This window comes from Exiguobacterium sp. s183, assembly GCF_018617655.1.
GTDB classification, from domain to species: domain Bacteria; phylum Bacillota; class Bacilli; order Exiguobacteriales; family Exiguobacteriaceae; genus Exiguobacterium; species Exiguobacterium aestuarii_A.
Genome location: NZ_JACSKN010000002.1, coordinates 249,946 through 274,022, shown reverse-complemented (window position 1 = coordinate 274,022; position 24,077 = coordinate 249,946). Strand labels below are relative to the sequence as shown.

At 50.4% G+C, this 24,077-nt stretch carries 27 protein-coding genes; 13 read left to right on the top strand and 14 right to left on the bottom strand.

What is annotated here, in order from left to right:
- On the top strand, window positions 1–675 hold the full coding sequence (locus KNP62_RS06835) for a glycerophosphodiester phosphodiesterase (protein WP_214784731.1): 675 nt from the start codon (window positions 1–3) through the stop codon (window positions 673–675).
- A gap of 40 nt (window positions 676–715) precedes the next feature.
- Here the strand turns inward: KNP62_RS06835 and KNP62_RS06830 are convergent, their stop codons facing one another.
- The 4 genes from KNP62_RS06830 to KNP62_RS06815 form a co-directional block, all read right to left on the bottom strand.
- Window positions 716–1,801 (bottom strand): GGDEF domain-containing protein, encoded by a 1,086-nt coding sequence (locus KNP62_RS06830; protein WP_214784728.1) that lies wholly within the window; start codon window positions 1,799–1,801, stop codon window positions 716–718.
- 90 nt (window positions 1,802–1,891) lie between these two features.
- Complete coding sequence (locus KNP62_RS06825) at window positions 1,892–2,035, bottom strand: hypothetical protein (RefSeq protein WP_026825140.1); 144 nt, start codon at window positions 2,033–2,035, stop codon at window positions 1,892–1,894.
- Window positions 2,036–2,123: 88 nt separating this feature from the next.
- Window positions 2,124–3,266 (bottom strand): sensor histidine kinase, encoded by a 1,143-nt coding sequence (locus KNP62_RS06820; protein ID WP_214784725.1) that lies wholly within the window; start codon window positions 3,264–3,266, stop codon window positions 2,124–2,126.
- 168 nt (window positions 3,267–3,434) lie between these two features.
- Window positions 3,435–4,964 (bottom strand): multicopper oxidase family protein, encoded by a 1,530-nt coding sequence (locus tag KNP62_RS06815; RefSeq protein WP_251125622.1) that lies wholly within the window; start codon window positions 4,962–4,964, stop codon window positions 3,435–3,437.
- 130 nt (window positions 4,965–5,094) lie between these two features.
- On the opposite strand from KNP62_RS06815, the gene KNP62_RS06810 reads away from it, so the two are divergent.
- Window positions 5,095–7,107: a heavy metal translocating P-type ATPase gene (locus KNP62_RS06810; protein ID WP_214784719.1), complete on the top strand. Its 2,013-nt coding sequence runs from the start codon at window positions 5,095–5,097 to the stop codon at window positions 7,105–7,107.
- A 58-nt stretch (window positions 7,108–7,165) separates the two neighbouring features.
- On the top strand, window positions 7,166–8,101 hold the full coding sequence (locus KNP62_RS06805; RefSeq protein WP_214784716.1) for a F510_1955 family glycosylhydrolase: 936 nt from the start codon (window positions 7,166–7,168) through the stop codon (window positions 8,099–8,101).
- A gap of 18 nt (window positions 8,102–8,119) precedes the next feature.
- Here KNP62_RS06805 and KNP62_RS06800 read toward each other — a convergent pair whose 3' ends face one another.
- From KNP62_RS06800 to KNP62_RS06790, 3 genes are read right to left on the bottom strand one after another with little or no spacing between them, the layout of a single operon-like run.
- Window positions 8,120–9,529, bottom strand: coding sequence for a sensor histidine kinase (locus KNP62_RS06800; protein ID WP_214784713.1), 1,410 nt, complete (start codon window positions 9,527–9,529; stop codon window positions 8,120–8,122).
- Window positions 9,526–10,200: a response regulator transcription factor gene (locus KNP62_RS06795; RefSeq protein WP_214784710.1), complete on the bottom strand. Its 675-nt coding sequence runs from the start codon at window positions 10,198–10,200 to the stop codon at window positions 9,526–9,528. The genes KNP62_RS06800 and KNP62_RS06795 overlap by 4 nt, the downstream gene beginning before the upstream one ends.
- A gap of 21 nt (window positions 10,201–10,221) precedes the next feature.
- Window positions 10,222–10,560 carry a hypothetical protein gene (locus tag KNP62_RS06790; protein ID WP_214784707.1) on the bottom strand — a complete coding sequence of 113 codons (339 nt, stop codon included), beginning with the start codon at window positions 10,558–10,560 and terminating at the stop codon, window positions 10,222–10,224.
- A 168-nt stretch (window positions 10,561–10,728) separates the two neighbouring features.
- Between KNP62_RS06790 and KNP62_RS06785 the strand changes: the two genes are divergently transcribed.
- Window positions 10,729–11,205 carry a DUF305 domain-containing protein gene (locus KNP62_RS06785; protein ID WP_214694422.1) on the top strand — a complete coding sequence of 159 codons (477 nt, stop codon included), beginning with the start codon at window positions 10,729–10,731 and terminating at the stop codon, window positions 11,203–11,205.
- A 194-nt stretch (window positions 11,206–11,399) separates the two neighbouring features.
- The gene (locus KNP62_RS06780) at window positions 11,400–12,116 is read left to right on the top strand and encodes a peptidoglycan DD-metalloendopeptidase family protein (protein WP_214784704.1); all 717 of its coding nucleotides are present in this window, start codon (window positions 11,400–11,402) and stop codon (window positions 12,114–12,116) included.
- Between the two features lie 43 nt (window positions 12,117–12,159).
- Here the strand turns inward: KNP62_RS06780 and KNP62_RS06775 are convergent, their stop codons facing one another.
- Window positions 12,160–12,321, bottom strand: coding sequence for a hypothetical protein (locus KNP62_RS06775; protein WP_214784701.1), 162 nt, complete (start codon window positions 12,319–12,321; stop codon window positions 12,160–12,162).
- 84 nt (window positions 12,322–12,405) lie between these two features.
- Window positions 12,406–13,326: a TerC family protein gene (locus KNP62_RS06770; protein ID WP_214784698.1), complete on the bottom strand. Its 921-nt coding sequence runs from the start codon at window positions 13,324–13,326 to the stop codon at window positions 12,406–12,408.
- Window positions 13,327–13,485: 159 nt separating this feature from the next.
- Here KNP62_RS06770 and KNP62_RS06765 point away from each other — a divergent pair, with 159 nt between their 5' ends.
- A complete protein-coding gene (locus KNP62_RS06765; RefSeq protein ID WP_214784695.1) occupies window positions 13,486–14,343 on the top strand; it encodes an SDR family oxidoreductase in 858 nt (285 codons plus the stop codon).
- 38 nt (window positions 14,344–14,381) lie between these two features.
- On the opposite strand, the gene KNP62_RS06760 is transcribed toward KNP62_RS06765, so the two are convergent.
- The 4 genes from KNP62_RS06760 to KNP62_RS06745 all read right to left on the bottom strand — a co-directional run bounded on the left by KNP62_RS06760 (window position 14,382) and on the right by KNP62_RS06745 (window position 17,548).
- Entirely contained in the window at window positions 14,382–15,914 is a 1,533-nt protein-coding gene (locus tag KNP62_RS06760; RefSeq protein WP_214784692.1) for a methyl-accepting chemotaxis protein, read from the bottom strand.
- Between the two features lie 129 nt (window positions 15,915–16,043).
- Window positions 16,044–16,685, bottom strand: a complete 642-nt coding sequence (locus tag KNP62_RS06755; protein WP_214784690.1) for a TVP38/TMEM64 family protein — start codon at window positions 16,683–16,685, stop codon at window positions 16,044–16,046.
- Between the two features lie 78 nt (window positions 16,686–16,763).
- Window positions 16,764–17,195 carry a DUF1801 domain-containing protein gene (locus tag KNP62_RS06750; protein WP_214784687.1) on the bottom strand — a complete coding sequence of 144 codons (432 nt, stop codon included), beginning with the start codon at window positions 17,193–17,195 and terminating at the stop codon, window positions 16,764–16,766.
- Window positions 17,192–17,548, bottom strand: coding sequence for a DUF2200 domain-containing protein (locus tag KNP62_RS06745; RefSeq protein WP_214784684.1), 357 nt, complete (start codon window positions 17,546–17,548; stop codon window positions 17,192–17,194). Before KNP62_RS06745 ends, KNP62_RS06750 begins: the two co-directional genes overlap by 4 nt.
- A 117-nt stretch (window positions 17,549–17,665) precedes the next feature.
- Between KNP62_RS06745 and KNP62_RS06740 the strand changes: the two genes are divergently transcribed.
- Window positions 17,666–18,118: a MarR family winged helix-turn-helix transcriptional regulator gene (locus tag KNP62_RS06740; RefSeq protein ID WP_214784681.1), complete on the top strand. Its 453-nt coding sequence runs from the start codon at window positions 17,666–17,668 to the stop codon at window positions 18,116–18,118.
- Window positions 18,119–18,133: 15 nt separating this feature from the next.
- Window positions 18,134–18,646 (top strand): GNAT family N-acetyltransferase, encoded by a 513-nt coding sequence (locus KNP62_RS06735; RefSeq protein ID WP_214784679.1) that lies wholly within the window; start codon window positions 18,134–18,136, stop codon window positions 18,644–18,646.
- On the opposite strand, the gene KNP62_RS06730 is transcribed toward KNP62_RS06735, so the two are convergent.
- On the bottom strand, window positions 18,643–19,308 hold the full coding sequence (locus KNP62_RS06730; RefSeq protein WP_214784676.1) for a haloacid dehalogenase type II: 666 nt from the start codon (window positions 19,306–19,308) through the stop codon (window positions 18,643–18,645). The genes KNP62_RS06735 and KNP62_RS06730 overlap by 4 nt on opposite strands.
- 71 nt (window positions 19,309–19,379) lie before the next feature.
- Here KNP62_RS06730 and KNP62_RS06725 point away from each other — a divergent pair, with 71 nt between their 5' ends.
- The 5 genes from KNP62_RS06725 (at window position 19,380) to KNP62_RS06705 (ending at window position 24,047) form a co-directional block, all read left to right on the top strand.
- Complete coding sequence (locus KNP62_RS06725) at window positions 19,380–19,973, top strand: FMN-binding negative transcriptional regulator (RefSeq protein WP_214784673.1); 594 nt, start codon at window positions 19,380–19,382, stop codon at window positions 19,971–19,973.
- Between the two features lie 143 nt (window positions 19,974–20,116).
- The gene (locus KNP62_RS06720; RefSeq protein WP_353047522.1) at window positions 20,117–21,160 is read left to right on the top strand and encodes an iron-siderophore ABC transporter substrate-binding protein; all 1,044 of its coding nucleotides are present in this window, start codon (window positions 20,117–20,119) and stop codon (window positions 21,158–21,160) included.
- Between the two features lie 20 nt (window positions 21,161–21,180).
- Window positions 21,181–22,182, top strand: a complete 1,002-nt coding sequence (locus tag KNP62_RS06715; RefSeq protein ID WP_483299206.1) for a FecCD family ABC transporter permease — start codon at window positions 21,181–21,183, stop codon at window positions 22,180–22,182.
- The gene (locus tag KNP62_RS06710) at window positions 22,179–23,210 is read left to right on the top strand and encodes a FecCD family ABC transporter permease (protein WP_214784667.1); all 1,032 of its coding nucleotides are present in this window, start codon (window positions 22,179–22,181) and stop codon (window positions 23,208–23,210) included. Before KNP62_RS06715 ends, KNP62_RS06710 begins: the two co-directional genes overlap by 4 nt.
- Window positions 23,211–24,047, top strand: a complete 837-nt coding sequence (locus tag KNP62_RS06705) for an ABC transporter ATP-binding protein (RefSeq protein WP_214784664.1) — start codon at window positions 23,211–23,213, stop codon at window positions 24,045–24,047.
- Window positions 24,048–24,077: the final 30 nt, after the last annotated feature.

Sequence of the window (24,077 nt, the reverse complement as noted above, 5' to 3'; positions counted from 1 at the left end):
ATGCTGATTTACGCACATCGTGGGTATAGCGCTAATTATCCGGAAAATACGTTGTCGGCGTTCGAGGCGGCCCTCCCATATGTGGACGGGATCGAGCTCGACGTGCAACTGTCAAAGGACGGTCGGCTTGTCGTCATCCATGACGAGACCGTCAATCGGACGACGGATGGAACCGGGTGGGTAAAAGACATGACACTCCAGGAGCTACGTCAATTGAAGATTGACGGGTACGAACGCATCCCGACACTAGAAGAAGTGCTCGGCTTGATTGAACGGAGTGACATCACGCTGAACGTCGAATTGAAGACAGATCAATATGTGTATCCGGGCATCGAACGACTCGCCTGGCTCGCCGTCGATGAGTTTCACATGACAGGGCGCGTCGTCTTCTCCTCGTTCAATCGGGAGACACTCGTTCGAATGCGGGATGTGGCACCGCACGCACGCCTTGCCGTCTTGACGCTCACGGGAGAGTCGGACACCGTCTCGTTCGCTGAAACGATTCGAGCCGAGGCGATTCACGCACAGTCCGAATTTATCGGTTCGAAAGTATGGGAAGAGATGCGACGGACGGCACTCGAGACACGTGTCTACACAATCAACGATGTGAAAGACCTGCCGCTGATGCCGGTAGCAGCCATCATGACGGATGAAGTTGAACGGTTCGCGAAATAAGCAGACAAAACCCCGCTTCCTACGAAGGAGCGGGGTTCGTTCATGTCATGATCGGTTCTGGTGATGCAACCGTCGAGACGACGACTTGGTTGCGCCCTTCATTTTTCGCTTGATAGAGCGCCGAGTCTGCGAGGTCGACCATCCGTTTGATTGGAAGCGAGGTACCGTGGGCGACTCCGACGGACGTCGTGATTTGAATCGGTGGAAAGTCGTTCAAGTAGAACGTTTCAGCAGCAATCCGTTCCCGAATCCGGTTGGCCACTTTATCCACCTTTTCTGGCGTCAAATCGTACATCAAGATGACAAACTCTTCGCCGCCGATCCGAGCAACGGTATCGTGTGCGCGAGTCTCCACCTTTAAAATGTCAGCGAACTGTTGCAAAACGAGGTCGCCATTTCCGTGACCGTATGTATCGTTCACGTGCTTAAAGTGATCGATATCAAGCGCGAGGATGTTGTACGTGCGGTCGTCCTCACCGAGCGAGGCGGTGTAACGGTCCCAGACGCGACGATTGAACAGACCTGTCAGATGATCTCGTTCAGCAGAGCGTTTATATTCAAGCGCACGTCGAGTCGTCTTTTCTAAGTCGATTGTGAGTATACTCGACAGCAGACCGACGAGCATGCCGACCATCCAAATGGTCAAGACGAGGGACACGTATGCTGTATTCCATCCCATGTTGATGTAGACGGCAATCGAGATGACGAATAGCGCCCACACGTTTAAGAAGATACTTTGCATGAAAAGTCGTTCGCGAAGGAGACGATGAATCCATAGCATCCCGACACTGACGATGAACGTCGCGATAAAGGCGATGAAAGCTTGTTCCGTCATCCCGAACAGGAAGCGCGTGCTCGCAATGACGAGTGTCGCAATAAACAATGGCATCCGAGCGCCGTAAAACGCGAGTAAGACGAGCGGTAGATGACGTAAATCCACACGTACCGTATCGTTGGCCTCGACGGCATTGTACATTAAAAAGAGACCGAGCGCCCCGGCTAATAATCCAATCACAAAACTACGAAGACGTTGCGAATTGAATAGTGAAGAGTGATAAATCTTTGAGATGATGTAAAATCCGGTGAACGCAACACAGGCGTTCAGTAACAAGACGGTGAGCGTCATTCCTTCACGACCTTTTCGGTAGACTATACATTAACCGTAGCAGTCTTCAAAATAATGTCAATCAGAGATGTGCAAAAATGCACTTCGTCTTCACGCTTTTTTCTTCGTTCCCCGAAACGCAAAGAACATAGCGATGCCGATACCAATCCCGAGCCACCAGTTATCGAGGGTGAGACCAAAAACGACGGCGAACACGACGGCGACCGGGATGGATAAGTATCCACGTTGTTTCATCTTGAGTTCCTCCTCTCTTCATCAATTCTCTATTCCCGAAATTGAATCGCTTTACATCACGAAATGAAAAAACGTCCGACTAAACGAATCAGTCGGACGTGATGGATAAGGATGTTCGTGGCAAAGGACAAGTATGTCTTGTATGAAGCTCAATGGTGAAGGTCGTTCCCTCGCCGTAAACGGAATCCGCATGGATGACCCAACCATGGGCTTCAGCGATTCGTTTGCAAATCCGTAGACCGAGTCCTGTACCTTTAATCGATTGATGGGCGATCGAGTCGACACGATAGTACTCATCAAACACATACGGAAGCGCATCTTCCGGAATGCCGATACCGTTGTCTGATACGGACAAGATGACCGTACCGTCACATTCCTCGACTTGTGTATGGACCGTACCACCGTCGGGAGAATATTTGATGGCATTGCCGATCAAGTTATGGAGCAATTGCCGTAACTTTTCTGGATCTGCTTGAATCCATACGTCATTCGTCTCAAACGTCACCGTGTGAAGCGGCGAAGTCGATTGATAACTCGCCATAACTTCCTCTAACAATGGGCGAAGTGCGAACGTGGACACGGTCAATTGTTCGGCCGAGTAACTCTCCTTTTGATAATCTAGAAAATTATCGACGAGGCGCTCGAGCCGCTCCGACTCTTGTTTCACTTGTTCCAACATGTGATACGACTTCTCGGAACCTTCATGACGCGCCATCAACAATTCGGTAAAGCCATGGATTGCGGTCAACGGGGTACGGAAGTCATGAGACAACTCGGCGAGAAATGCATCTTTTCGTTCTTCAAAGCGGACGGCTTCCGTCTGATCACGCCACATGATGAAGACGCCCCGAGGTGTCCGGGTAAAATTGAAGATCAAGTGTAGCGTCCGGTCATCGAATTGAATTCGGCGTGACGTCATGCTTGGCCATTTCTCTGTCTCGCACTCAAGCAATTCTTGGATCAAATAGGTGACTTGCGCCATGTCGGCCCCGTGCTCTTCGAACGTCGTATACAGAAATCGAGTCAATGCTTCCATCGAGGTGAACGATTGGGTCGTCATGGAAGGGCACCAGTGATGAAGGAGGTCATTTGTATAGAGACGATGTTTCGAAAAGTCGATATAACACATCGCATCTTGCACTTCTTCTACAATCGAAGCGATGGAGAACGTATGGCGTTCCTGTTTTTGACGAGCGGATTGTTTCTGCCTTACCCTTCGAAATCGATGCATCCACTTACCTCCTCGCGCACATTTGTACATTCATTCACAACAAGTATACGACATTCGGGCAGGAATCCCTATACAGGCAATAGTCCTAACAGAAATGTGCTGAAATCGGGACGAATTATACGAATCGCAACAAAAAAACTCCCCGCGTCGTAAGCGGAGAGATTCGATTCATTTCGTGACTTTCAGTTGTCCCATCATGCCGTTCTCTTCATGCTCGAGGATGTGGCAATGATACATAAACGTGCCGGTTTCGGTGAAGGTAAGTTCAATTTTCACCCGTTCATCAGGAGCAACAGCGACCGTGTCTTTCCAACCTTTCTCATGATCGGTTGGTGGGTTGCCGTCCCGACTGATGATTCGGAACTGGACGCCGTGAATGTGGAAAGGATGCGTCATCCCACCCATCATGTCAGGTTTATTTTCAATCTCCCACACTTCGGTGTCTCCGCGTTTCGCTTCGATATCGATACGTTCCGGGTCATACGTTTTTCCGTTGATCGACACCATATTCCCCATTCCAAACAGCGTGAGTCGGCGATCTGCTTTCTCATCTGTCGAGCGCTCTATCGTTTCGGTCGTCGGAATATCGATGGATGCCTTGTCGAGTTCACCGACACGGAACGTAGTGAACGTTACCCCGTCCGCTTCTAAGGCCACGTCATCTTCTACTTGTGAAAAATCAATCAGCACCTCGGCCCGTTCGCCTGGTGTCAACGAGATGGTATTCATCGTGACCGGACGCTCGAGTGGGCCACCATCTCCTGCGATTTGTGTCATATCCTGCCCGTTTGATAGCGTGAAGTCGAAATCACGTGCGTTCGAACCGTTGACGAGCCGAACACGGAGCGTCTCAGTCTGAACATCGAACGTGGTGTTGATGGCGCCGTTCGCAAGAATCGTATCGCCCGTCGTTCCGTCGACGTTCATGTGGGCATCATAATCAAGCTCACCGTTATCGGTGAAGAGGCGATCTTGTACGATGAGCGGGATATCATCGACCCCGTATTCATTCGGCAGGCCGCTCTCTGTATCATCGGTCACATAGAGGAGACCGGCGAGACCTTTGTATACTTGTTCAGCTGTTGCACCCATAGGATGCGGATGAAACCAAAGTGTGCTCGGTTCTTGGTCGATATCGAGTCGAACTTGTGCACGTTCACCCGCTGCTACAGCTTGATGCGGTCCCCCGTCCATGTCGGAAGGAATGACGAGACCGTGCCAATGAAACGTTGTGGGTTCATCCAATCGGTTGATGGTATCAATCACAACCGTCTTTCCTTTTGGGAGCTCGAGCATCGGTCCGAGCAAGTCTCCGTTATATCCGAGCGTCTCCGTTTTCTTTCCATCTTGGAAAAATTGAGACATGCCTTCAGTCGCTTCTACCGTGTAGTAGACAGTATCTTCCGTGACGCGGTCTGGCTGTAAGGCAGTCGGAATCGGAAGCGGCTGTTCCGGTTCATCCGATGCTTGGAGATCTTGGGTCGCACCGTGTCCCATCGGTCCGCTATTGCCATCCATTCCGTTATTCCCCATCATGTGGTCACTCATTTGCCCGGTCGACGAATCATTTCCCATCATATGATCTTGATCCATATTGTTGTTATGGTTCCATGTCCCGTTGAAGAGGACGACTAGTAAGACGAGGATGACCCCAATCAAAATCCCCGTCAACAGGAACCACATTCCTTTTGATTTCATCTGATAACACTCCTTCATTGTTCAGTCCTCACTTTGTTGTACCACCTAATTGTGAAAGAAACATGAAAGTCCAAATCCGTTTAGTTGTATACCGCATAGGGGTATACAATCCGTGTAAAGGAGAGGATAAATGATGGAACATGAACACAATCAACACCATGAACATCATGAGGAGAGTCACGATTCTCATCATGGCGGACACGGACACGAGCATATGATTGACGATTTCAAACGACGCTTTTTCGTATCGCTCGGTCTGATGATCCCGATTTTATTATTGTCGGACATGATTCAAGAATGGCTACGGTTCGAACTCGATTTTCCGCTTGAAAAGACCATCTTATTTGTGTTGGCGACGATTGTGTATGTATACGGAGGATGGCCATTCTTGAAAGGGAGTGTAGAGGAGCTGCGGGATCGTAGCCCGGGCATGATGATGCTCATTGGCTTGGCGATCAGCGTCGCTTATTTTTATAGCGCAGCTGTCGTCTTTGGATATGGAAGCGGACATGACTTCTTTTGGGAACTCGCTTCACTGATTGTGATCATGCTACTCGGACATTGGATTGAGATGCGCTCTGTCATGGGGGCGTCAAATGCATTAGAACAACTCGTGCAACTGCTCCCGAACGAGGCGCATCGCATCAATGGGGAAGAAACGGAAGACGTCCCGATCTCTGAACTGAAGGAAGGAGACCGAATCCTCGTCAAACCGGGGGAACAGGTACCCGTGGATGGGAAAATCATCAAAGGACGAACGACGATCGACGAGTCGATGTTGACCGGCGAATCGGTCCCGGTCGAAAAGACAGAAGGCGAAGATGTCATTGCGGGCTCAATCAACCAAGAAGGGAGTTTGACGATTGAAACGATTGGTACGGGAGAAAGCACGTACTTGTCAAAAGTCATCGAATTGGTGAGCGAGGCACAAAAATCGAAATCACGGGCTCAAAACCTAGCGAACCGTGCGGCGAAATATTTGTTCTATATCGCGATTGCAGCAGGCGTCATCACATTTATCATCTGGTTCATGCTCGGCTATTCGGTCGGAACGGCAGTCGAACGGATGGTGACGGTCATGGTCATCTCATGTCCCCATGCACTCGGACTAGCGACACCTCTCGTCGTTGCCGTCTCGACAGCGTTATCGGCGAAACAAGGTCTCCTCATCCGAAATCGGACTCAATTTGAAGAAGCGCGTCGCCTCGATGCGGTCATCTTTGATAAGACGGGTACGTTGACGGAAGGCAACTTCGGCGTCACGGACGTACAAGCGAGCTCATCTTTCACAGAAGAAGATGTATTGCGATTAGCTGGAGCTGTCGAACGGGAGTCGCAACATCCGCTTGCTCAAGGAATTTTGCGAGAAGCCGAGAAACGGGAATTGAAGCTGTCGACTGTCGACAACTTCGGTTCGATGACGGGTGTCGGATTAGAAGGGACGGTCGACGGAGCGCATGTTCAAGTCGTCAGTCCACGTCATATCCGTGAACAACACATTCAAATCGATGAAGAGACGTTCGCACGACTTTCCGAAGAAGGAAAGACCGTCGTCTTTGTCTTGAAAGACGGAGAATGGGTCGGGATGATCGCAATGGCCGATCTAGTACGGGAAGAGGCGAAGGAGACCGTCGAGGCCCTTCGTGAAAAAGGTGTCCGTTCCATCATGTTGACGGGGGACAATGAGAAGGTCGCACATTGGGTCGCAGGTCAGCTGGGCATCGATGACGTGTATGCCGAAGTATTGCCGGACGACAAGGCGAACCAAGTGAAGGACGTCCAGAAAGATGGGAGTAAAGTAGCGATGGTCGGAGACGGAATCAATGATGCCCCGGCACTGGCACAAGCGGATGTGGGTATCGCCATCGGAAGCGGGACGGACGTTGCCGTCGAGACGGCAGACATCGTCCTCGTCCGCAGTAATCCGAAAGATGTCTTATCGATATTGGAACTTTCACAAAACACGTATCGAAAAATGATACAAAACTTGTGGTGGGCCGCTGGTTACAACATCGTCGCCATCCCACTCGCTGCAGGCGTGTTGGCGCCAATTGGCATTATCCTGTCACCAGCCATCGGTGCGGTCTTGATGAGCTTGAGCACAGTCATTGTCGCTATCAACGCCCGACTTTTGAAGATTTAACAAGTTTTTCATTTTTAGCATGTATGCTAGATGGGATGCTAATGATGGAGGGATCGAGATGAAACGAACGCTAATGTTGTCACTAGCCCTGACGCCACTGCTTTTATCAGCTTGTGGAGCGGAAGAGGCACCGTCAGACACTAATCAATCAGAGAGCGCAACGACAGATGCATGGCAACGCGTCGAGGGGGATGAGATGGTCTCCCATATCCACGGGGCAGGATTTTGGCAAGATGACGAACGTCCTGTCATCGCAACACATGCTGGGTTGATGGAATATCGAGAAGACGGTTGGTACACGCTTCCGACAAATCGCCATGACTATATGGGGTTTGAAGTCGTCGAGGATGGATTTTACGCAAGCGGTCACCCCGACCGCCGAACAGACTTCAAAAATCCACTTGGTGTGTTGCATGGGAAAGACCACGGTACAATGTTAGAAGCACGGTCGCTTGAAGGAGAAGCGGATTTCCACTATATGAGTGCCGGTTATGAGACAGGAACGCTTTACGTCTATTTAGAGGTGGCGACGTCTCAACTCGAGACAGGTTTCCATCGCTCGACAGACGGAGGAAGAACGTTTGAACCGATGCAGGTACAAGGAATAGAGGAGACGCAAGTGGCAGGAATCGTCGCCGATGCGACGGATGCGGAGCGCGTCTTCTTCTATGGACCGTCCGGCATCCTCGTTTCGAATGACTCTGGAGATTCGTTCGAGCCACTTGTTGAAGCAGAACAGGTTGTCACGGTCGGAGCAGATGAGGGGCAGTTGGCCTACGTAAGACAGACAGATGGTTCTTTCGAAGGGGTTCGTTTCAACTTAGACGATGAGTCGACAGAGACGTTCAATCTTCCAGAGCTTCAAGCGGACGCTGTGCCAATCGAATTGGCAGTCAAAGAGGAGCGCATGTTGCTTGTCACATCGGATAACAGCGTATATGAGTTTACAGACGGGGAATGGGAGATGCGCCTCGACAAAGGTGAGCTCAACTGATCAAAAGACGCCTTTCCATTAAAGGATAGGCGTCTTTTTGTCGAGCGGAAGCATGACGGTGAAAGAAGTGCCCGATGCGTCAGACGTGACTGTCAATTCTCCGCCGTGACGGTTGACGATTTGGTCAGCGATGGCGAGTCCGAGTCCACTGCCACCGGTCTGGCGGGACCTTGATTTTTCCACACGATACAGGCGGTCAAAAATGTGCGGTAAATCTTCTTCAGGAATGCCTTTCCCGTCGTCTGTAATGGTCAGGATCAGGTGAGTGTCCGTGACGTTTGAGCGCAGGGAGACATGTGTGGCCTCACTATGTTCAATCGCATTATGGGCGATGGAGCGGAAGACTTGGAGCATCCGGTGCCGATCCAATGTGAGGGCGATGTCTTGTTGTCCCGCGTTCGGTGCAGCATCGAAGCGAATCGTCGTCATTCGGAACATCGTATCGAGCATTCGACGTAAGTCCGCACAAAACGTCGTGACGGTCACTTCTTCTCGATGCAACAAGAACGTGTTTTCATCGAGCTGTGCCAATTGAAACGCATTTTCGACGAGTTCCGTGAGCGAGCGGCTCTCATCTAAAATCGTTTGAATCGACTGTTGCCGAAGCGGTTCTGGAGTGCTGTCTTTCGAAGCGATTTCGGCATATCCTCTCAAATAGGTGAGGGGGGTCTTGATTTCATGCGAGAGATCGGATAAAAACTGATGTCGCTCACGTCGCAGTCGAGATAATTCAACCGACATCGATTCAATCGAACGTGCCAATTCTCCGATTTCATCCACTCGATTCGTCGGTAACTGTAAATCGTCCGGGTTCGTGAGGACGTTCTCCGTCGCCCGTCTCAATGACTCGATCGGTTTTGAAATGAGACGGCTTAGGAGAATGAAGGTCAAGATCGTCGTCACGAGTGCGATGGCCGTGATATATAAAAATCGCAACTGAAGGCGGTGACTGATTCCATGAATGATTTCAGTCGGTAAAAACATATAGACATATCCATATTGAGTGCCGGTATCATCCACGATTGGCGTACGAACGCTCAAGTACGGCTCATTCTCCCAATCGTCCTCTAAAATAGTCGTGTCATCGAAAGGTCCGATGCGCTGTTTCGTATCGACAGTATCGACTAAGACTTGAGGGAAGGAACGGGAAGCCTGTAGGAGGTCATGTGCAGAGTTTGTGATGGCGACTTTCGTGTCGGTCTCACTTTCCATCGTGGCGACATGACCGATTGTCTCCTCTGAAAAGTTCATCGCCAACACGTTCGCATGGCTCTCTGCCCTCGACTCGAGACGATCGATTTCTTCTACAACGCGCTCTCCGAGTAACGTGTGATAAAGGAGAAGGAATAACACGCCTTCAATCAACAACGTCGATAAGAGGAAGACGAGGCTGATGCGAAACGGGAGGCTATCGCGACTCCGCTTCATCCGGAACGCTCCTCGGTCCATCGATAACCACGTCCCCAAACGGTCTTCAAATAGTCGTCGATTGGAAAGCCGGCATCCCCTAACTTTTCTCGAATCATACGAATATGTGCATCAACCGTACGTGGGTCGGATTCGGCAGAGTATGGCCAGACGAGGTCATATAAATCCAAACGGTTAAACAGGCGATTTGGATGTTGAAGGAACAGTTTCAGGATGGCCGTTGCTTTCGGCGTGAGGACGATTTCTTGTTCCTCATAGAGGATCCGTCCGCTCTCTTCGTCATATCGTAGCGGACCGTATTGGATATTGACGACGCGGGTCCGTCGTAAGACGGCACGAATTCGAGCGAGGAGGACGTTTCCGTCGAATGGTTTCGTCACGTAGTCGTCTGCTCCGGCATCTAATCCTCGGATGGTCGTCTCGTTGTCTGAACGTGCCGTCAACAAGACGACGGGTAATGACGGGTCTATCGTCTTTAACTGTCTACAAAGCGAGATGCCATCTACTTCTGGCATCATAATATCTAAAAGGACGAGGTCCGGGCGTTCTTCGATTTTGTCGAGTGCCGAGCGGGCATTACTCGCCTCGATGCACGTGTACCCGTCACTTTCAAGAAACAGACGAATCAAATGTCTCATTTTTTCTTCGTCATCTACAATGAGGATCGTCATCTTACAATCCCTCCTTCCTCTTTATCGTTCCGCGTGCTTCGCGTGATTTCCTTCTGTGCCAAAAAGAGCCTGCAGTTGTTCACATGCGCGTGAGATGTCTCGACAGTAAATGACCGGTACTCTCGCATCAATCGGTCGATCTGTGACGATGGCCACTGCGCCGTTACGAATGGCGGCCTTCACTAAATCGACACCACGTTCATTGATCGGACGTTTGCATACATATAAAAACATTTTTTTTATTTTTTCTGGTGTCGCCCCGACCCCGTGAATCGCCATCTCTTCTGGACGGTCGAGATACGACCAAGATAACACAGAATCTAGTGTTGCCAATACGTCACGCAATGTCAGCTCTTGCATTGTCGTTCCCCTTCCTTGCAGAATCTCAATTTCATTAGTCTACCCGACGTTTGTGAAAAAGAAGTGAAAAGTGTCAAGAACGTGCCATGGCTAAAAGACATGCAGGTTTGAGTGCAGCACAAGTAGGTAAAAGTACTTCTACATGCATAACAAGAAAGGGTGAACGAGATGAAATCGTACGGTAAATTTGGAATCATGATTGCGGTCTCTACATTTATTATGTATTGGCTCATGTATTTGAACGTCTTTCAAATCAATCATATCTTCTTTAGTCAGACGAGGTTGTATATGGCACTCATCATGGGATCGGTCATGGCATTCGTCATGCTTCTCTTCATGTGGGGAATGTATAAGAATAAAACTCTCAACTTTATCATCCTAGGGGTCAGCGCCCTTGTCTTCAGTGCCTCGCTCTGGCTCGTGCGTAGTCAGACGACGGTCGATGACGTCAGTTGGATGAAGGCGATGATCCCGCACCACTCGATCGCGATCTTGACGAGTGAGCGCGCCGAAATTGAGGACCCGCGCGTCAAAGAACTGTCGGAAGAGATCATCAAGGCACAGCGCCGTGAAATCGAAGAGATGAAGCAATTGATTAAAGATTTAGAGGATGAAGAAGAGAACGCAGAAGAGAATCAAGAATAATAGACAAACACAGTCATCATCGACTGTGTTTATTTGTTTTTGAGGGAAAATAAGGGAAGTAAGTTATATTTTGTTTTCCTTTATTTGAAATATAAATGACATATTTGTCGGTTCATTTTGGTGGTAAAATTTTTTCATCAAGATAATATAAAAATTAAAAATTTAAATACATAATTGAAAGGATTTACCATAACATGAAACGAAAGATGCTCTCCCTCCTCTGTGCTGCGTTGCTCACCATCGGAATCTTCACTCCAGCTGGTACGCCTGCTGAAGCGGCGACCACGTATTATGTCAAAGTCACGACCAACAGTTTAAACGTCCGTTCGGGCCCAGGCACGACGTATGCGATCGTCGGCAGTGCCAAGTTGGGGCAGTCGTTCAAATATCTCGGCGTGAGCGGGGGATGGACGAAAATTAACTTCAACGGCACAGCCCGTTACGTATCGAGTACATATGTGAAGAAGTACAGTGTGACGACACTCTCGACGACGTCGACAGCGAAGATGGTCATTCCGACAAAAGGGACGTTGACGCAAAAATATGGTCCGGCGAGCGGGCAATACGGTTATACGTTCCATAACGGCATCGACTTGGCGGCACCGAGAGGGACACCGGTCGTTGCTGCCGCGTCTGGACAAGTCATCGTCTCCCGCAATTACGGGGCGTATGGGAACCATATCATGATGACCCATCAGTTGAACGGACAAACATATATCACGGTGTACGCACACCTCGACCGCCTCAATGTCGTGAAAGGACAGACGGTCGCAAAAGGGACGACGATCGGAGCCGTCGGGAATACGGGCAACTCGTTCGGAAACCACCTTCATTTCGAAGTACATCGGAACAGCTACGTGTATAGCAGTTCATCTCCTGCCAACAGTATCAATCCATATACGATGTTTTAACGCAACAGCACGCGCCCCATATTTGGGAGCGCGTGCTTTTTGGTTAGTGGATCGTTGTTCGCTTGTTTCGTCCGATTTGGTTGGCGATGATCAGGCATGCGCCAAGGACAATCCCGAACACCAATCCGAATAAATTATTAAAGAGTAGCATGAGGATGATCCCGAAGACGAGACCGATACTCATGAGGCCAATCCGATCAAACATAGTGAATCCCCTTTTCTTTAGTTGTGCACCTCAATGATTACCCGATTTTCAAAGAAAGAACACCGATGAAATGGACCGATTGATTCATGATACGTGTTTGGACGAACTAGGTTTCGTTTTGTAGAAACTATAGAGGACGCTAATCAAGATGACGAGAACAATTGTCCCGAGTGACATCCAAATCGGCATCTTGTACACATCACCTAAAATCATCTTCGCCCCGATAAAGACGAGCATGAAGCTGAGACCGTGTTTCAAATAGTAGAAACGGTCAATCAAGTTGGCGAGGACGAAGTAGAGACTACGGAGTCCAAGAATCGCCATGATGTTCGCATAGAAGATGATATACGGGTCACGCGAATACGCGAAGCTCGCGGCGACCGAATCGACGGCGAAGACGATATCCGACAATTCGATGAAGATGAGCGCGATGAAGAGCGGTGTGAAGAACAACTTGCCATTGATCCGTTTCGTGAACTTCCCAGATGAAATGTCTTGTGTGATCGGAAGGCGTCGCTCGAGCCAACGAATCGTCTTGTTCTCTTCAAGTGACTCGTCTTTCCCGATATTCTTGTACATCATCCAACCTGTATAGACGAGGAACGCTCCGAACACGTAGTAGACCCAACCGAAGTTTTCTAATAGCGATACCCCAGCGACAATGAAGACGGCGCGGAAGAAAATGGCTCCGAGAATCCCCCAGAACAACACTTTGTGCTGATACTTGAGCGGGATGGCGAAATAAGCGAAAACAAGGGAGAAGACGAAGACGTTATCGATGGCGAGTGCCTTCTCGATGAAGTACACGCTCGCATATTCCGTTGCCGCCGTACTACCTTGCGTGTAGAACAACCAGCCCCCGAATAAGATGGCAATCCCAATCCAGACAAACGTCCATGTCCATGCCTCGCGGAGCGAGACTTCGTGTGCCTTACGGTGGAACACCCCGAGGTCAAGCGCGAGCATGAAGATGACGATGAGTAAAAACCCGATGAGTAGGGTCAACAACAATTCCTCCTTTTAAGTTCATTTGAACTTCTATATAATTAATTTAAGTTCAAATGAACTTAAAGTCAAATATTATTTTTGTTGGAATGTGTCGCAACGTTAATTGCACGAACAGAAGGGGAATATGGTCTGAAGCATGAGAAAGGGGATGACCGTATGAAATATTTAGTCACCGGTGCTACCGGTAAATTAGGATCAAAAATTGTAGAGGAATTACTCAAATCAATCGATGCGAGTGACCTTGCTGTCAGCGTACGAAATCCGGAGAAAGCAGCATCGCTGAAAGAGCGCGGGGTTGATGTACGACACGGAGATTTCGATCAGCCGGACACACTCGATGAAGCGTTTAAAGGTGTCGAGCGTCTGTTGATCATCTCGGCAGATGGCGATAACGACACGCGGATTCGTCAACATACGAACGCGGTCGAGGCGGCAAAACGGGCTGGCGTCTCCTTCATCGCCTATACGAGTCTCGCCGATGCGACAGACAGTGAGAACTTGATGGCGCCTCCACACGTAGTCACGGAAGAAGCGATTGTGGAATCGGGGATTCCGTATGCGTTCTTGCGGAACAATTGGTACTTAGAGAACGAATTGCCGAGCATGCAGGCAGTCGTTGACGGGGCACCGTGGATCACGGCGGCTCGGGACGGGAAGGTCGGCTGGGCGCTTCAACAAGACTATGCGGAAGCAGCGGCGAACGTCCTGTTGAAAGAACAGCAAGAGAGTGCGGTGTATGAATTGTCAGGACCGCTCCATACGCAAAAAGATTTAGTCGATGCACTCAGTGAAGTATTAGGACGTGACGTCATGATGCAGGAGCTGAACCTTGAGGCATATGAAGAGACGATGCGCGGGGCAGGGATGCCTGATGACGTGGTCGCACTTCTCGCCGGCATCCAGCGAAGCATCCGTCAAGGAACGCTTGAGATTCACGAGAGCGACTTTGAACCGGTTCTCGGACGTCCGGTCACACCATTACAAGAAGGAATTCGTCAATTGCTTGACCGATAAACAATGTGCCCCCGACCAACCGGTCGGGGGCATTTGTGTTAGGCGCGGGATGCGTGATCTTCGAGTTGGGTCGTCACATCTTCGAGTGCGTTCGCCGTGACAGCGAGACGGTCCGACATGGAACTGAGTTCTTTTTGGACGGCGACCTGTTCTTCCGTTGCGGCAGCCACGTGGTAAATCTGTTGTTGCAGTTCACTTGAGGCATGTTTCGTCGATTCGAGGCGTGTCTCGAGCGTCTCCATCTGTGTCGTCACGAGTTGTCTCGTTTCTTGGATTGAGGCGATTTGTGCGTCTATTTCCGATACGTCTTCCGTGAGACGACCGAAGACAGCCGTCACGTCGTTAGTGACCGTTTGACAGTTTTCAGTCGCTTGTTTGAAGAGGTGAGCCGACTTCGAGACGACCGTCGTATCTTCCATCAATCCACCGAGGACGCGCGTCATTTCTGATGCGTATTCTCGAGACTGGACGGCAAGCTTCCCGACTTCAGAGGCGACGACCGCGAATCCACGACCAGCTTCTCCAGCGCGGGCCGCTTCAATCGATGCGTTCAAGGCGAGCATGTTCGTCTGTTCACTGATTGAGCCGACTTGCTGCAAGATGCCTTGAATTTCAGAGGAGCGATTCGTCATCGTCGTGACGATTTGCTCAAGTTGCTCGGACTCCGTGATGATTTCATGCACTTTTTCTTCCATGAGGCGCATATCCGTATTTCCGGAGAGGGCGTCTTTGGCGATACGGGACGAAGCCGCTGCCGTCTGCGCCATTCGTTCTTGGATGAGTGCGGTCAGCGAACGGATCGATTGAATCTCATCTGCACCTTGTACCATCGAAGCTTGTTGAGACGAAGCGTGCGCGACGATTGGGTCGACCGTGATGGCGATTTGTTCCCCAGATTCGAGCGACTGGTTCGCAGCCGATTCAAGTTCTTCCGCGTGACTATTCAAGGACTGAACGAGGGAGCTGACATCATGAATCGCTTGTTGCAATAACTGTCGCGTCTCCTGTTCGTGCGCTTCGACACGTTTCGTTTCTTTGTTGCGGAAATGGATTTGAGCGACGAGTACCGCGCTGAGCAGAATCAAATACACCGCGTGGACGAGTAACAAGCTAAATGGGTAGTCGCTCGTCCCACAAATCATTTCAGGAAATAAGAAATATCCTGCCAAATGCTGTACCGCAAAGATGGTGGCACTATATAAAATCAAGTCGATACGACGCATGAACGACAGGATGGCCAAGACGACAAAGATGGAGAAGTGATACTCGACGAGTCCTTGTCCACCGGCGACCGTCGAGATGCTCGCGAAGGTGAGCGTCAGCATCATCCAATACGAGAACATCTTGCTTTCTCGCTTCAGGCTGACGAGCATCATCCCGAGGAAGACGAGTGGGAGCGCGAAGAGCACCCATGTCACATTCGAGTACACATAGCCATCCGCGCCGTTTCGTAAAATCGTATACGTGTAGGCAAACTCCGTAAAACGGTGAAGCAAATGGACGACAACCGACGTCATCACAATCAATAACGTCGTCAACAACATCAACTGATTTCGTTTCATCAAACTCATGTTTCTTTCCTCACATTCTCGTGTTCATTTGTTGTGGCTCTATACATATCGGACGGATGTCCCAGAAGTTTATTCGAATTGCATATTAAGCGCACAAAAAAAGAGCGTAAAGCTCCCTTTCATAATTCCTCAATTTAACCCAAGCCATCTCTTAACGGGCTCACGGAAGATATATGTGATGACAATCAATCCGACGAAGACGAGTGCGGCGATGAAGATCGTCGTGACGCTACCTGACGCGAGGCTCGCACCGAGAAAACTGTAGGCGAACGTCCCTGGAATCATGCCGAGTACGGTCGCCGGGACGAACGCGCGGAAACGGACGCGCGAGATGCCTCCTGCGTAACTGAGCAAGTCGAAACTGACGAGCGGGATGAGTCGTAAAACGAACACATATAAGAAACCGCGGCGCTCCATCTGGGTGAATAGCTTCTCTGACCACAGATAGCGATCGACGTTGACGACCGAGCGGCCGAAAAAGCGTCCCATGACGTAACCGGTCGTCGCAGCAGCGGTCGCCCCGATGATGATATAGAGGACCCCTGGCCAGACGCCGAACGCGAGACCGGCTCCAAGTGACAGCACGGACGTCGGTAAAAATGCGACCGGACCGATGGCGTAAAGGAATATAAAGAATAGCGGTCCCCAAAACCCAAACGACAAGACGATGTCCCGAATGTCAGATGGACGCAACTCATAGTGGAAGTGGGTAATATAGAACAGCGTGCCGAACACGAGCAAGAACAAAGTGATTTTTAGCCAGCGTGGCATGAGGCGTCCCTCCTTTTTTCTAAGCATACCGTATACGCGGTTCACACAAGAAAACGAATGTGCGAAAAAACCGAAGCGTTAGCCTCGGTTTCCTTCATAGCGCTGAATCCATTCATCGACCGTCATCTTCTCGACGAGTTCCCCGACCAAATCAAACGGGATCCGTTTCACATTGTTGAAGCGAATACAGCTTTTCCCCATATCGAGCTTCGTCGGGACGCGATTCGCATACTCCTGTTCAAACCAAGCGAGCAATTCAGGGTCGGCGTAAATCCCCATATGATAGAGTCCGACATGGCGCTTTTGCGCGATCACGCTGATAAAGGGAAGCGGTGTACCCGGTGTGACGTGATAACCAGACGGATATCGCTCGAGCGGGACGACGTAATGGACACCATGTCCGTCCGTCGTCTTTTCAAAGCCTTCTGGTAAATGGTCATCGATGACTTCGATCAGATGAATGAAGGAATCGAGCCGTTCTTCGTCCACAAGTGTCGTCACGTCCATCATGATTTGCCTCCCCGTAGAATCTTCTCCATTTTCTTCCCCTTCGCCAATTCATCGATGAGTTTATCCAAGTAGCGAATCTCGCGCATGAGCGGCTCTTCGACGTTCTCGACACGGACTCCACAGACGACGCCTTTGATGAGAGCGCGATCTTCATTCAAGCGAGGTGCTGAAGCGAAGAATGTGTCAAAATCAACTTGATCCTCAATTTGACGTTCGAGTCCGGTCTCATCATAACCCGTCAACCATTCAATGATCGTGTCGACTTCTTCTTTCGTCCGTCCTTTCCGTTCGGCTTTGGCGACGTAGTGTGGATAGACGCTCGCAAAGCTCGTCGTGTAGATGCGGTGACTCATTGCACTTTCATCTCCTTCTTCATAAAAAATCTCTCCTTTCATTCTCTCACAAAATCGAGTATGCTTATATCAAATATTTTTGTTGCATTTACAACAAAAAGGCGGAGGTGACTGCTGATGCATGACCATCTGCGAGAAATCGGGATGATTGCGCGTGCCCTCGATTCAATCAGCAACATTGAATTCAAGGCACTTGGTTTAGAAAAAGGAAAGTACTTATACGTCGTCAGGATTTTTGAACACCCAGGTATCATTCAAGAGCGACTAGCAGAGTTGATTAAGGTAGATCGGACGACCGCCGCACGTGCCATCAAAAAACTAGAGCAAGAAGGATGGATTGAAAGGCGCTCAGATTTGGAGAATCAAAAAATTAAACGTCTGTACGTGACGGAGAAAGGCGAGACATTGTATCCGCACATCATTCGGGAACATGAATATTCGACATCGGTCGCGTTATCGGGACTCGACGAGCAAGAAAAAGCGCAATTATTGCAGCTACTGAAAAAAGTACGAAGCAATGTGGAGACAGATTGGACCGAGGTGAAGAAAGGAAAGCATCGAGAATACTGAGAGGAGCAAGGGTACATGATTGAAATTTCAAAAGTGACAGACGTAGAAACCTTGCGTCACATTAGCATCCAGACGTTTACGGAGACGTTCGCACATCACAATACACCGGAGCACTTGAACGCTTACCTAGAAAAAGCGTATGCGACTGAGCAGTTAAAGCAGGAGTTGGCACACCCAGACTCCCATTTCTACTTTGCATATGTAGATGACGAGTTGGCAGGCTATTTGAAAATGAACGTACGCGACGCTCAATCCGAACCGATGGGCACCGATGCGATTGAAATCGAACGAATTTACGTACTAGAAGCGTTTCAAGGTCACGGGGTGGGGAAAGCGTTATTCACTCAGGCAATCAAATTGGCGAAGAAGTTGCATAAACGGAAGATGTGGCTGGGCGTATGGGAACACAATGAAAAAGCGATTCAATTCTATCGGCGCAATGGGTTCGAACAGACGGGCGTGCACACCTTTTTCATGGGAGAGGATGCACAAAACGACCTCATTTTCACGAGATCGTTCACAGGTTAAAGCCATTCTGGCAAGTTATTCAAATTCGGATAGACGGCATCCGGTTCCACATCGAACGCTTCAAACGGCAAGTTGTTCCGATTGATCCAGGCGGCGTGGAAGCCGAAGTTTTTCGCCCCAGCGATGTCCCATCCGTTCGACGATAAGAAGAGCACCTCGTCACGACGGAGACCGGACGCCTTGAACCAATGCATGTAGGCGGCTGGTGTTGGTTTCGGTTGTTTGATCCCGTCGACGCTGAAGACCTCATCAAAATAATCGGCAAGGCCGGCGTTACGGAGTAGTGCCTCAAGCATCTCGTCCGTCCCGTTCGAGAGGATGACGGTCTTCACGTCATGCAGCTCTTTCAGGACTGATTCGACCTCCTCATACGGGGTGAGGTGTGCATACGATTCAATGAGACGTTGCTCGATGTCCTCCGTTGATGTTGCGTCATGGACGGCTAAAGCGTAACGCAGTGCGTCACGGGTCACCGTATCGAAATCTTCGTAGCGTCCCATCATGTGGCGCCAGAAGAAATATTCGAGTTGTTTCGTCCGCCACACCTGGCTGATGGCTGCTCCTTTTTCAGGGAACTCTTCTTCACAGGCGTCCTTTACCGAATGGACGTCGAATAAGGTGCCGTATACGTCAAAGACGATGGCTTTGATGGTTGGTTTCATAAAAAACATTCCTCCTTCTGTGTCGTTATACCCGTCTTGTTCAGAATATAATAGGAGAAAGGGGGTCCGACATGTATATTCCTAATCAATATTCCGTCAAAGAACGAGCTGAAATTTATGCATTTCTGAATAGCCATCCGTTCGGCACGATTGTGACGCATGACGGGGAAAAACCGATTGCGACACACGTCCCGTTACGATTCGATGAGGCAAATGGGCAACTGACGACACATATTTCGAAAGCGAATCCGCAATGGCGAACGATTGAAAATCAAACCGTTCTCGTCATCTTCCAAGGACCAGACGCCTACGTATCGGCGTCATGGTACGGTCATGAAGACGTCTCAACATGGAACTATCAAGCCGTACACGTGTATGGACGTGCAACGATTCTCAACGAGGAAGAATTAGTGGAGGAACTTGCAGAATTATTAAGTGAGCACGAAGGGGAGCGTGAGCATGCGGTGCGTTGGGAAACATTATCGGAACCGGTGAAGCGACAGATGCAGGGCGTCGTCGGGTTTCGGATTGACATCACCGACATGCAGGCGACGTTCAAGTTGAGCCAAAACCGAAGCGACACAGACCATGAACGGATCGTATCCGAACTTGAAAAACAAGATGAACCGATCGCAGACGTCATGCGACGGCATCGAAAGTCGTAAGCAACCTGTCCTAAAACGGCAGGTTTTTTCATATTTCTTTGCCGAATAGCGGTTGACATGACTTAGGAGCAGGTCTATACTCATAAATGATAATGATTATCAGTATCGAGAAAATAGAGAAGTTTGAAAAGGAGAAAAATCACGTGAACAACACATTGAAGAAATGGTTACATATGTTCATTTTTGTATCGGCTTTTGCACTCATCTTAGCCGGTTGTGGTTCGGAAGAAGCTGAGAACGCTTCCACGAATGAAGGGACGGAGGAATCTGCAGAAGGTTACCCGATCACAATCGAGCACGCATTCGGTGAAACGGTTATCGAAGAGAAACCAGAACGTGTTGCAACGATTTCATGGGGAAACCATGACGTCGCACTTGCGCTTGACGTCGTACCGGTCGGATTCTCGGCTGCGAACTACGGTGTCCAAGACGACAGTGGTATGCTTCCATGGACAGCAGAGAAGTTGACAGCACTCGGGGAAGAGAACCCGAACATCTATCAAGACACAGACGGATTAGACTTTGAAGCAATCGCAGATTCAAACCCAGATGTCATCTTGGCGGCCTACTCAGGGATCACGCAAGAAGACTACGACACGCTCAGCCAAATCGCGCCGGTCGTGGCATACCAAGAAACACCTTGGGTCACGTCATGGCAAGACATGGTTCGCTATGACTCACTCGCAATGGGACTTGGTGAAGAAGGCGAACAGTTGATCAAGGACACGGAGCAGTTGATCACCGACAAAGCGACAGCCGTTCCTGAGATTGCTGGAAAGAAAGCCGCATTCGTCTCGATGAGCGCGGAAGACCTTTCAAAATTCTATATCTATACGACGGGTGACCCACGTGGTGCCTTCATCGAAGAACTCGGGATGGAATATCCACAAAACATTGTCGACGAAGCAGGGAAGACGGACAGCTTCTATCTTGAACTCAGCAAAGAGAACGCTGATATCTTGAACGACGTCGATATCTTCGTCACATACGGGAATGAAGATACGTTGAAGGCGCTCCAAGCAGACCCGCTCTACAGTAAAGTGCCAGCCATCGAACGCGGATCGGTCGTCTTGATCGAAGATAACACGCCACTCGCAGCGGCAGGTACACCGACGCCACTCTCGATTGAATATACAATTGATGAGTACGTCTCACGCGTATCGGATGCGCTTGCGAAAGTAAAATGATGCAACATCAGGTGAAGCAGATGCATACCCCGAAGTACTTCCCGCTCCTGTTGATCGGGACGCTCGTACTGACGGTGGTATGTATTCTGGCATCCCTTGCCTTCGGCTCACGGACAGTCGGGTGGAATGAACTGCTGGACGGTTTATTCCGTCCGGCTGTTCAGTCGTATGAAGCGGACATCGTCCGGGAGCGGGTCATCCGGACAATCTTCAGTTTCATGTGCGGGGCAGCGCTCGGTGTGGCGGGGGCACTCATGCAGTCGGTGACGCGTAACCCAATCGCCGACCCGAGTATTCTCGGAGTCAACACGGGAGCAGCGCTTGCTGTCGTCATCGGAATCGCGTTTTTCAACATCTCGACAGCGAGTGCGTTCATCTGGTTCGCGCTCGTCGGGGCGTTGTTGACAGCCATCTTTGTCTTCGGCATCGGCTCGCTCGGTCGAGGTGGGGCGACCCCGCTCAAACTCGTCTTGGCGGGAGCAGCGACGAGTGCGGCGTTGTCATCCCTCGTCATGGCCCTCATGATCCCGCGCTCGAACGTCATGGATCAGTTTCGCTTCTGGCAAGTCGGGAGCGTTGGGGCAGGAAACATCGATTCCATCTATACGTTTTTACCGTTCTTATTGATTGGTCTCGTGATTGCAGTTGTGACCGCGCCTTCCTTGAACGCACTCGCACTCGGGGAAGAGATGGCGAAGAGTCTTGGTGTTCGAACCGGCACGTTGAAGCTGACCGCCTCGTTTGCTGGCGTGATCCTGTGTGGAGCGGCGACGGCGCTTGCCGGCCCGATTGGCTTCATCGGTTTACTCGCCCCGCACTTGATTCGGCTCGTGCTCGGTCCAGACCAGCGTTATCTCATGCCGATGTCTGCCCTAGCCGGTGCCATCATTCTGACCTTCTCGGACGTCATCGGACGTTTGCTCGGGAGTCCGGGGGAGCTTGAGGTCGGGATCGTGACGGCGTTCATCGGGGCACCAATCTTGATTCTATTGACGATGAAAGTGAAAGTACGAGGACTATGATGCAACCAGCGATTGAACAAATCAGACAAGGACGCATGAAGCGCCGTCGTCGCTACGTCGGGATGACGCTTCTCCTGACCGTCATCGCGCTCACGTTGAGCGGCTTGATGCTTATGCTAGGCAATACGATTTATCCCGTCCAGGACGTCATCGGCGTCTTGCTCGGAGAAGATGTGAAAGGGGCAACGTTCGCCGTAGAGGTCCTTCGTTTACCACGCATGCTCGCCGGTGTCTTCGCGGGGGCGGCGTTTGGTGCCGCGGGAACGATTTTTCAGACGATGCTCCGTAACCCGCTCGCCAACCCGAACGTCATCGGCATCACGACCGGTTCGAGTGCGGCTGCCGTCTTCTGTATCGTCGTCCTCCAGTCGAGCGAGGCCATCATCTCGATTGCCTCGATTATCGGAGGACTCGTGACCGTGCTCGTCATCTATTTCTTATCCAAAGGGGCAGCCTTCTCCATCGGACGCCTCGTCTTGGTCGGGATTGGCATTCAGGCGATGCTCACGGCGGTCATCAATTATTTACTGCTCATCAGCCGACAAAATGATGTCGCCATGGCCATGAGATGGTTGACAGGAAGCCTAAATGGGGCGAAGCTAGAAGAGTTGCCGCCTTTAATCATCACGGTACTCATCTGTTTACCGATCGTACTGTTACTCACCCGTCAGCTCGAGATGCTCGAGCTCGGTGAAATGGCGGCGACAGGGCTCGGGATCAATACGAACCAAACCCGATTACTTCTCATCGTTGCGGCGGTGTTTATGCTCGCTCTCGCGACAGCGACGACGGGACCAATTGCCTTCATCGCCTTTTTGGCGGGACCGATTGCCAAACGCCTCGTCGGGACGAGTCACGCCGGGATCTTGCCGGCAGCGCTTGTCGGCATCATCTTAGTGCTCGCGGCCGACCTCGTCGGACAATTCGCCTTCACGGCACGCTATCCGGTCGGTGTCATCACCGGCATCATCGGCGCGCCTTATCTCTTATACTTGTTGATTCGGATGAACCAGAAAGGGGACTTCTAAATGGCATCCATTATGAAAGTGGAACATCTCACCTCAGGATACGAGGACAAGATGATTTTGAACGATATCAGTCTTGAAATTCCGAGCAACCAGATCAGCATCATCATTGGTGCGAACGGTTGCGGGAAGTCGACGCTACTGAAGACGATGGCACGCCTCATTAAACCGAGTGCCGGTCAAGTGACGCTTTATGATAAGCCGATCTCGAAGATGGCACCGAAAAAGCTGGCGCGTGTCCTCGGGATGTTGCCACAGTCCCCGGTCGTACCTGAAGGAATCACGGTCGCCGATCTCGTCGGTCGCGGTCGTTATCCGCATCAATCGTTCTTGAAGGGATGGACGAAAGCCGATTACGAGGCCGTCGCCGAGGCGATGGAGATGATGAACATCACGGAGTTTGCGGATCGTCCGATTGACGAATTGTCAGGCGGACAGCGTCAACGCGTCTGGATTGCGATGGCACTGGCTCAACAGACAGACGTCCTCTTTTTAGATGAACCGACGACGTATCTCGATATCACGTATCAGGTCGAGATTCTCGACTTGTTGACAGACTTGAACCGAAAGTACGGGACGACGATTGTCATGGTGCTTCACGATATCAACTTGTCGGCACGTTATGCGGACTATATTTTCGCACTCGATAAAGGGAAGTTGATTGCGGAAGGGAAGCCGTCGGACGTCATCACGTGTGATTTGATCCATCGGGTCTTCAACCTTCGCTGTTCGGTCATGTGTGACCCTGTATCCGGTTCACCGTCCGTCATTCCGATTGGTCGCCATCATGTGCAGCCAGAAACGGAAGAGGCGCCTGTCGCGCAGCTTGAACTAGTATAAAGATGAATTTGAAGGGAGAAGGAGCGGAAG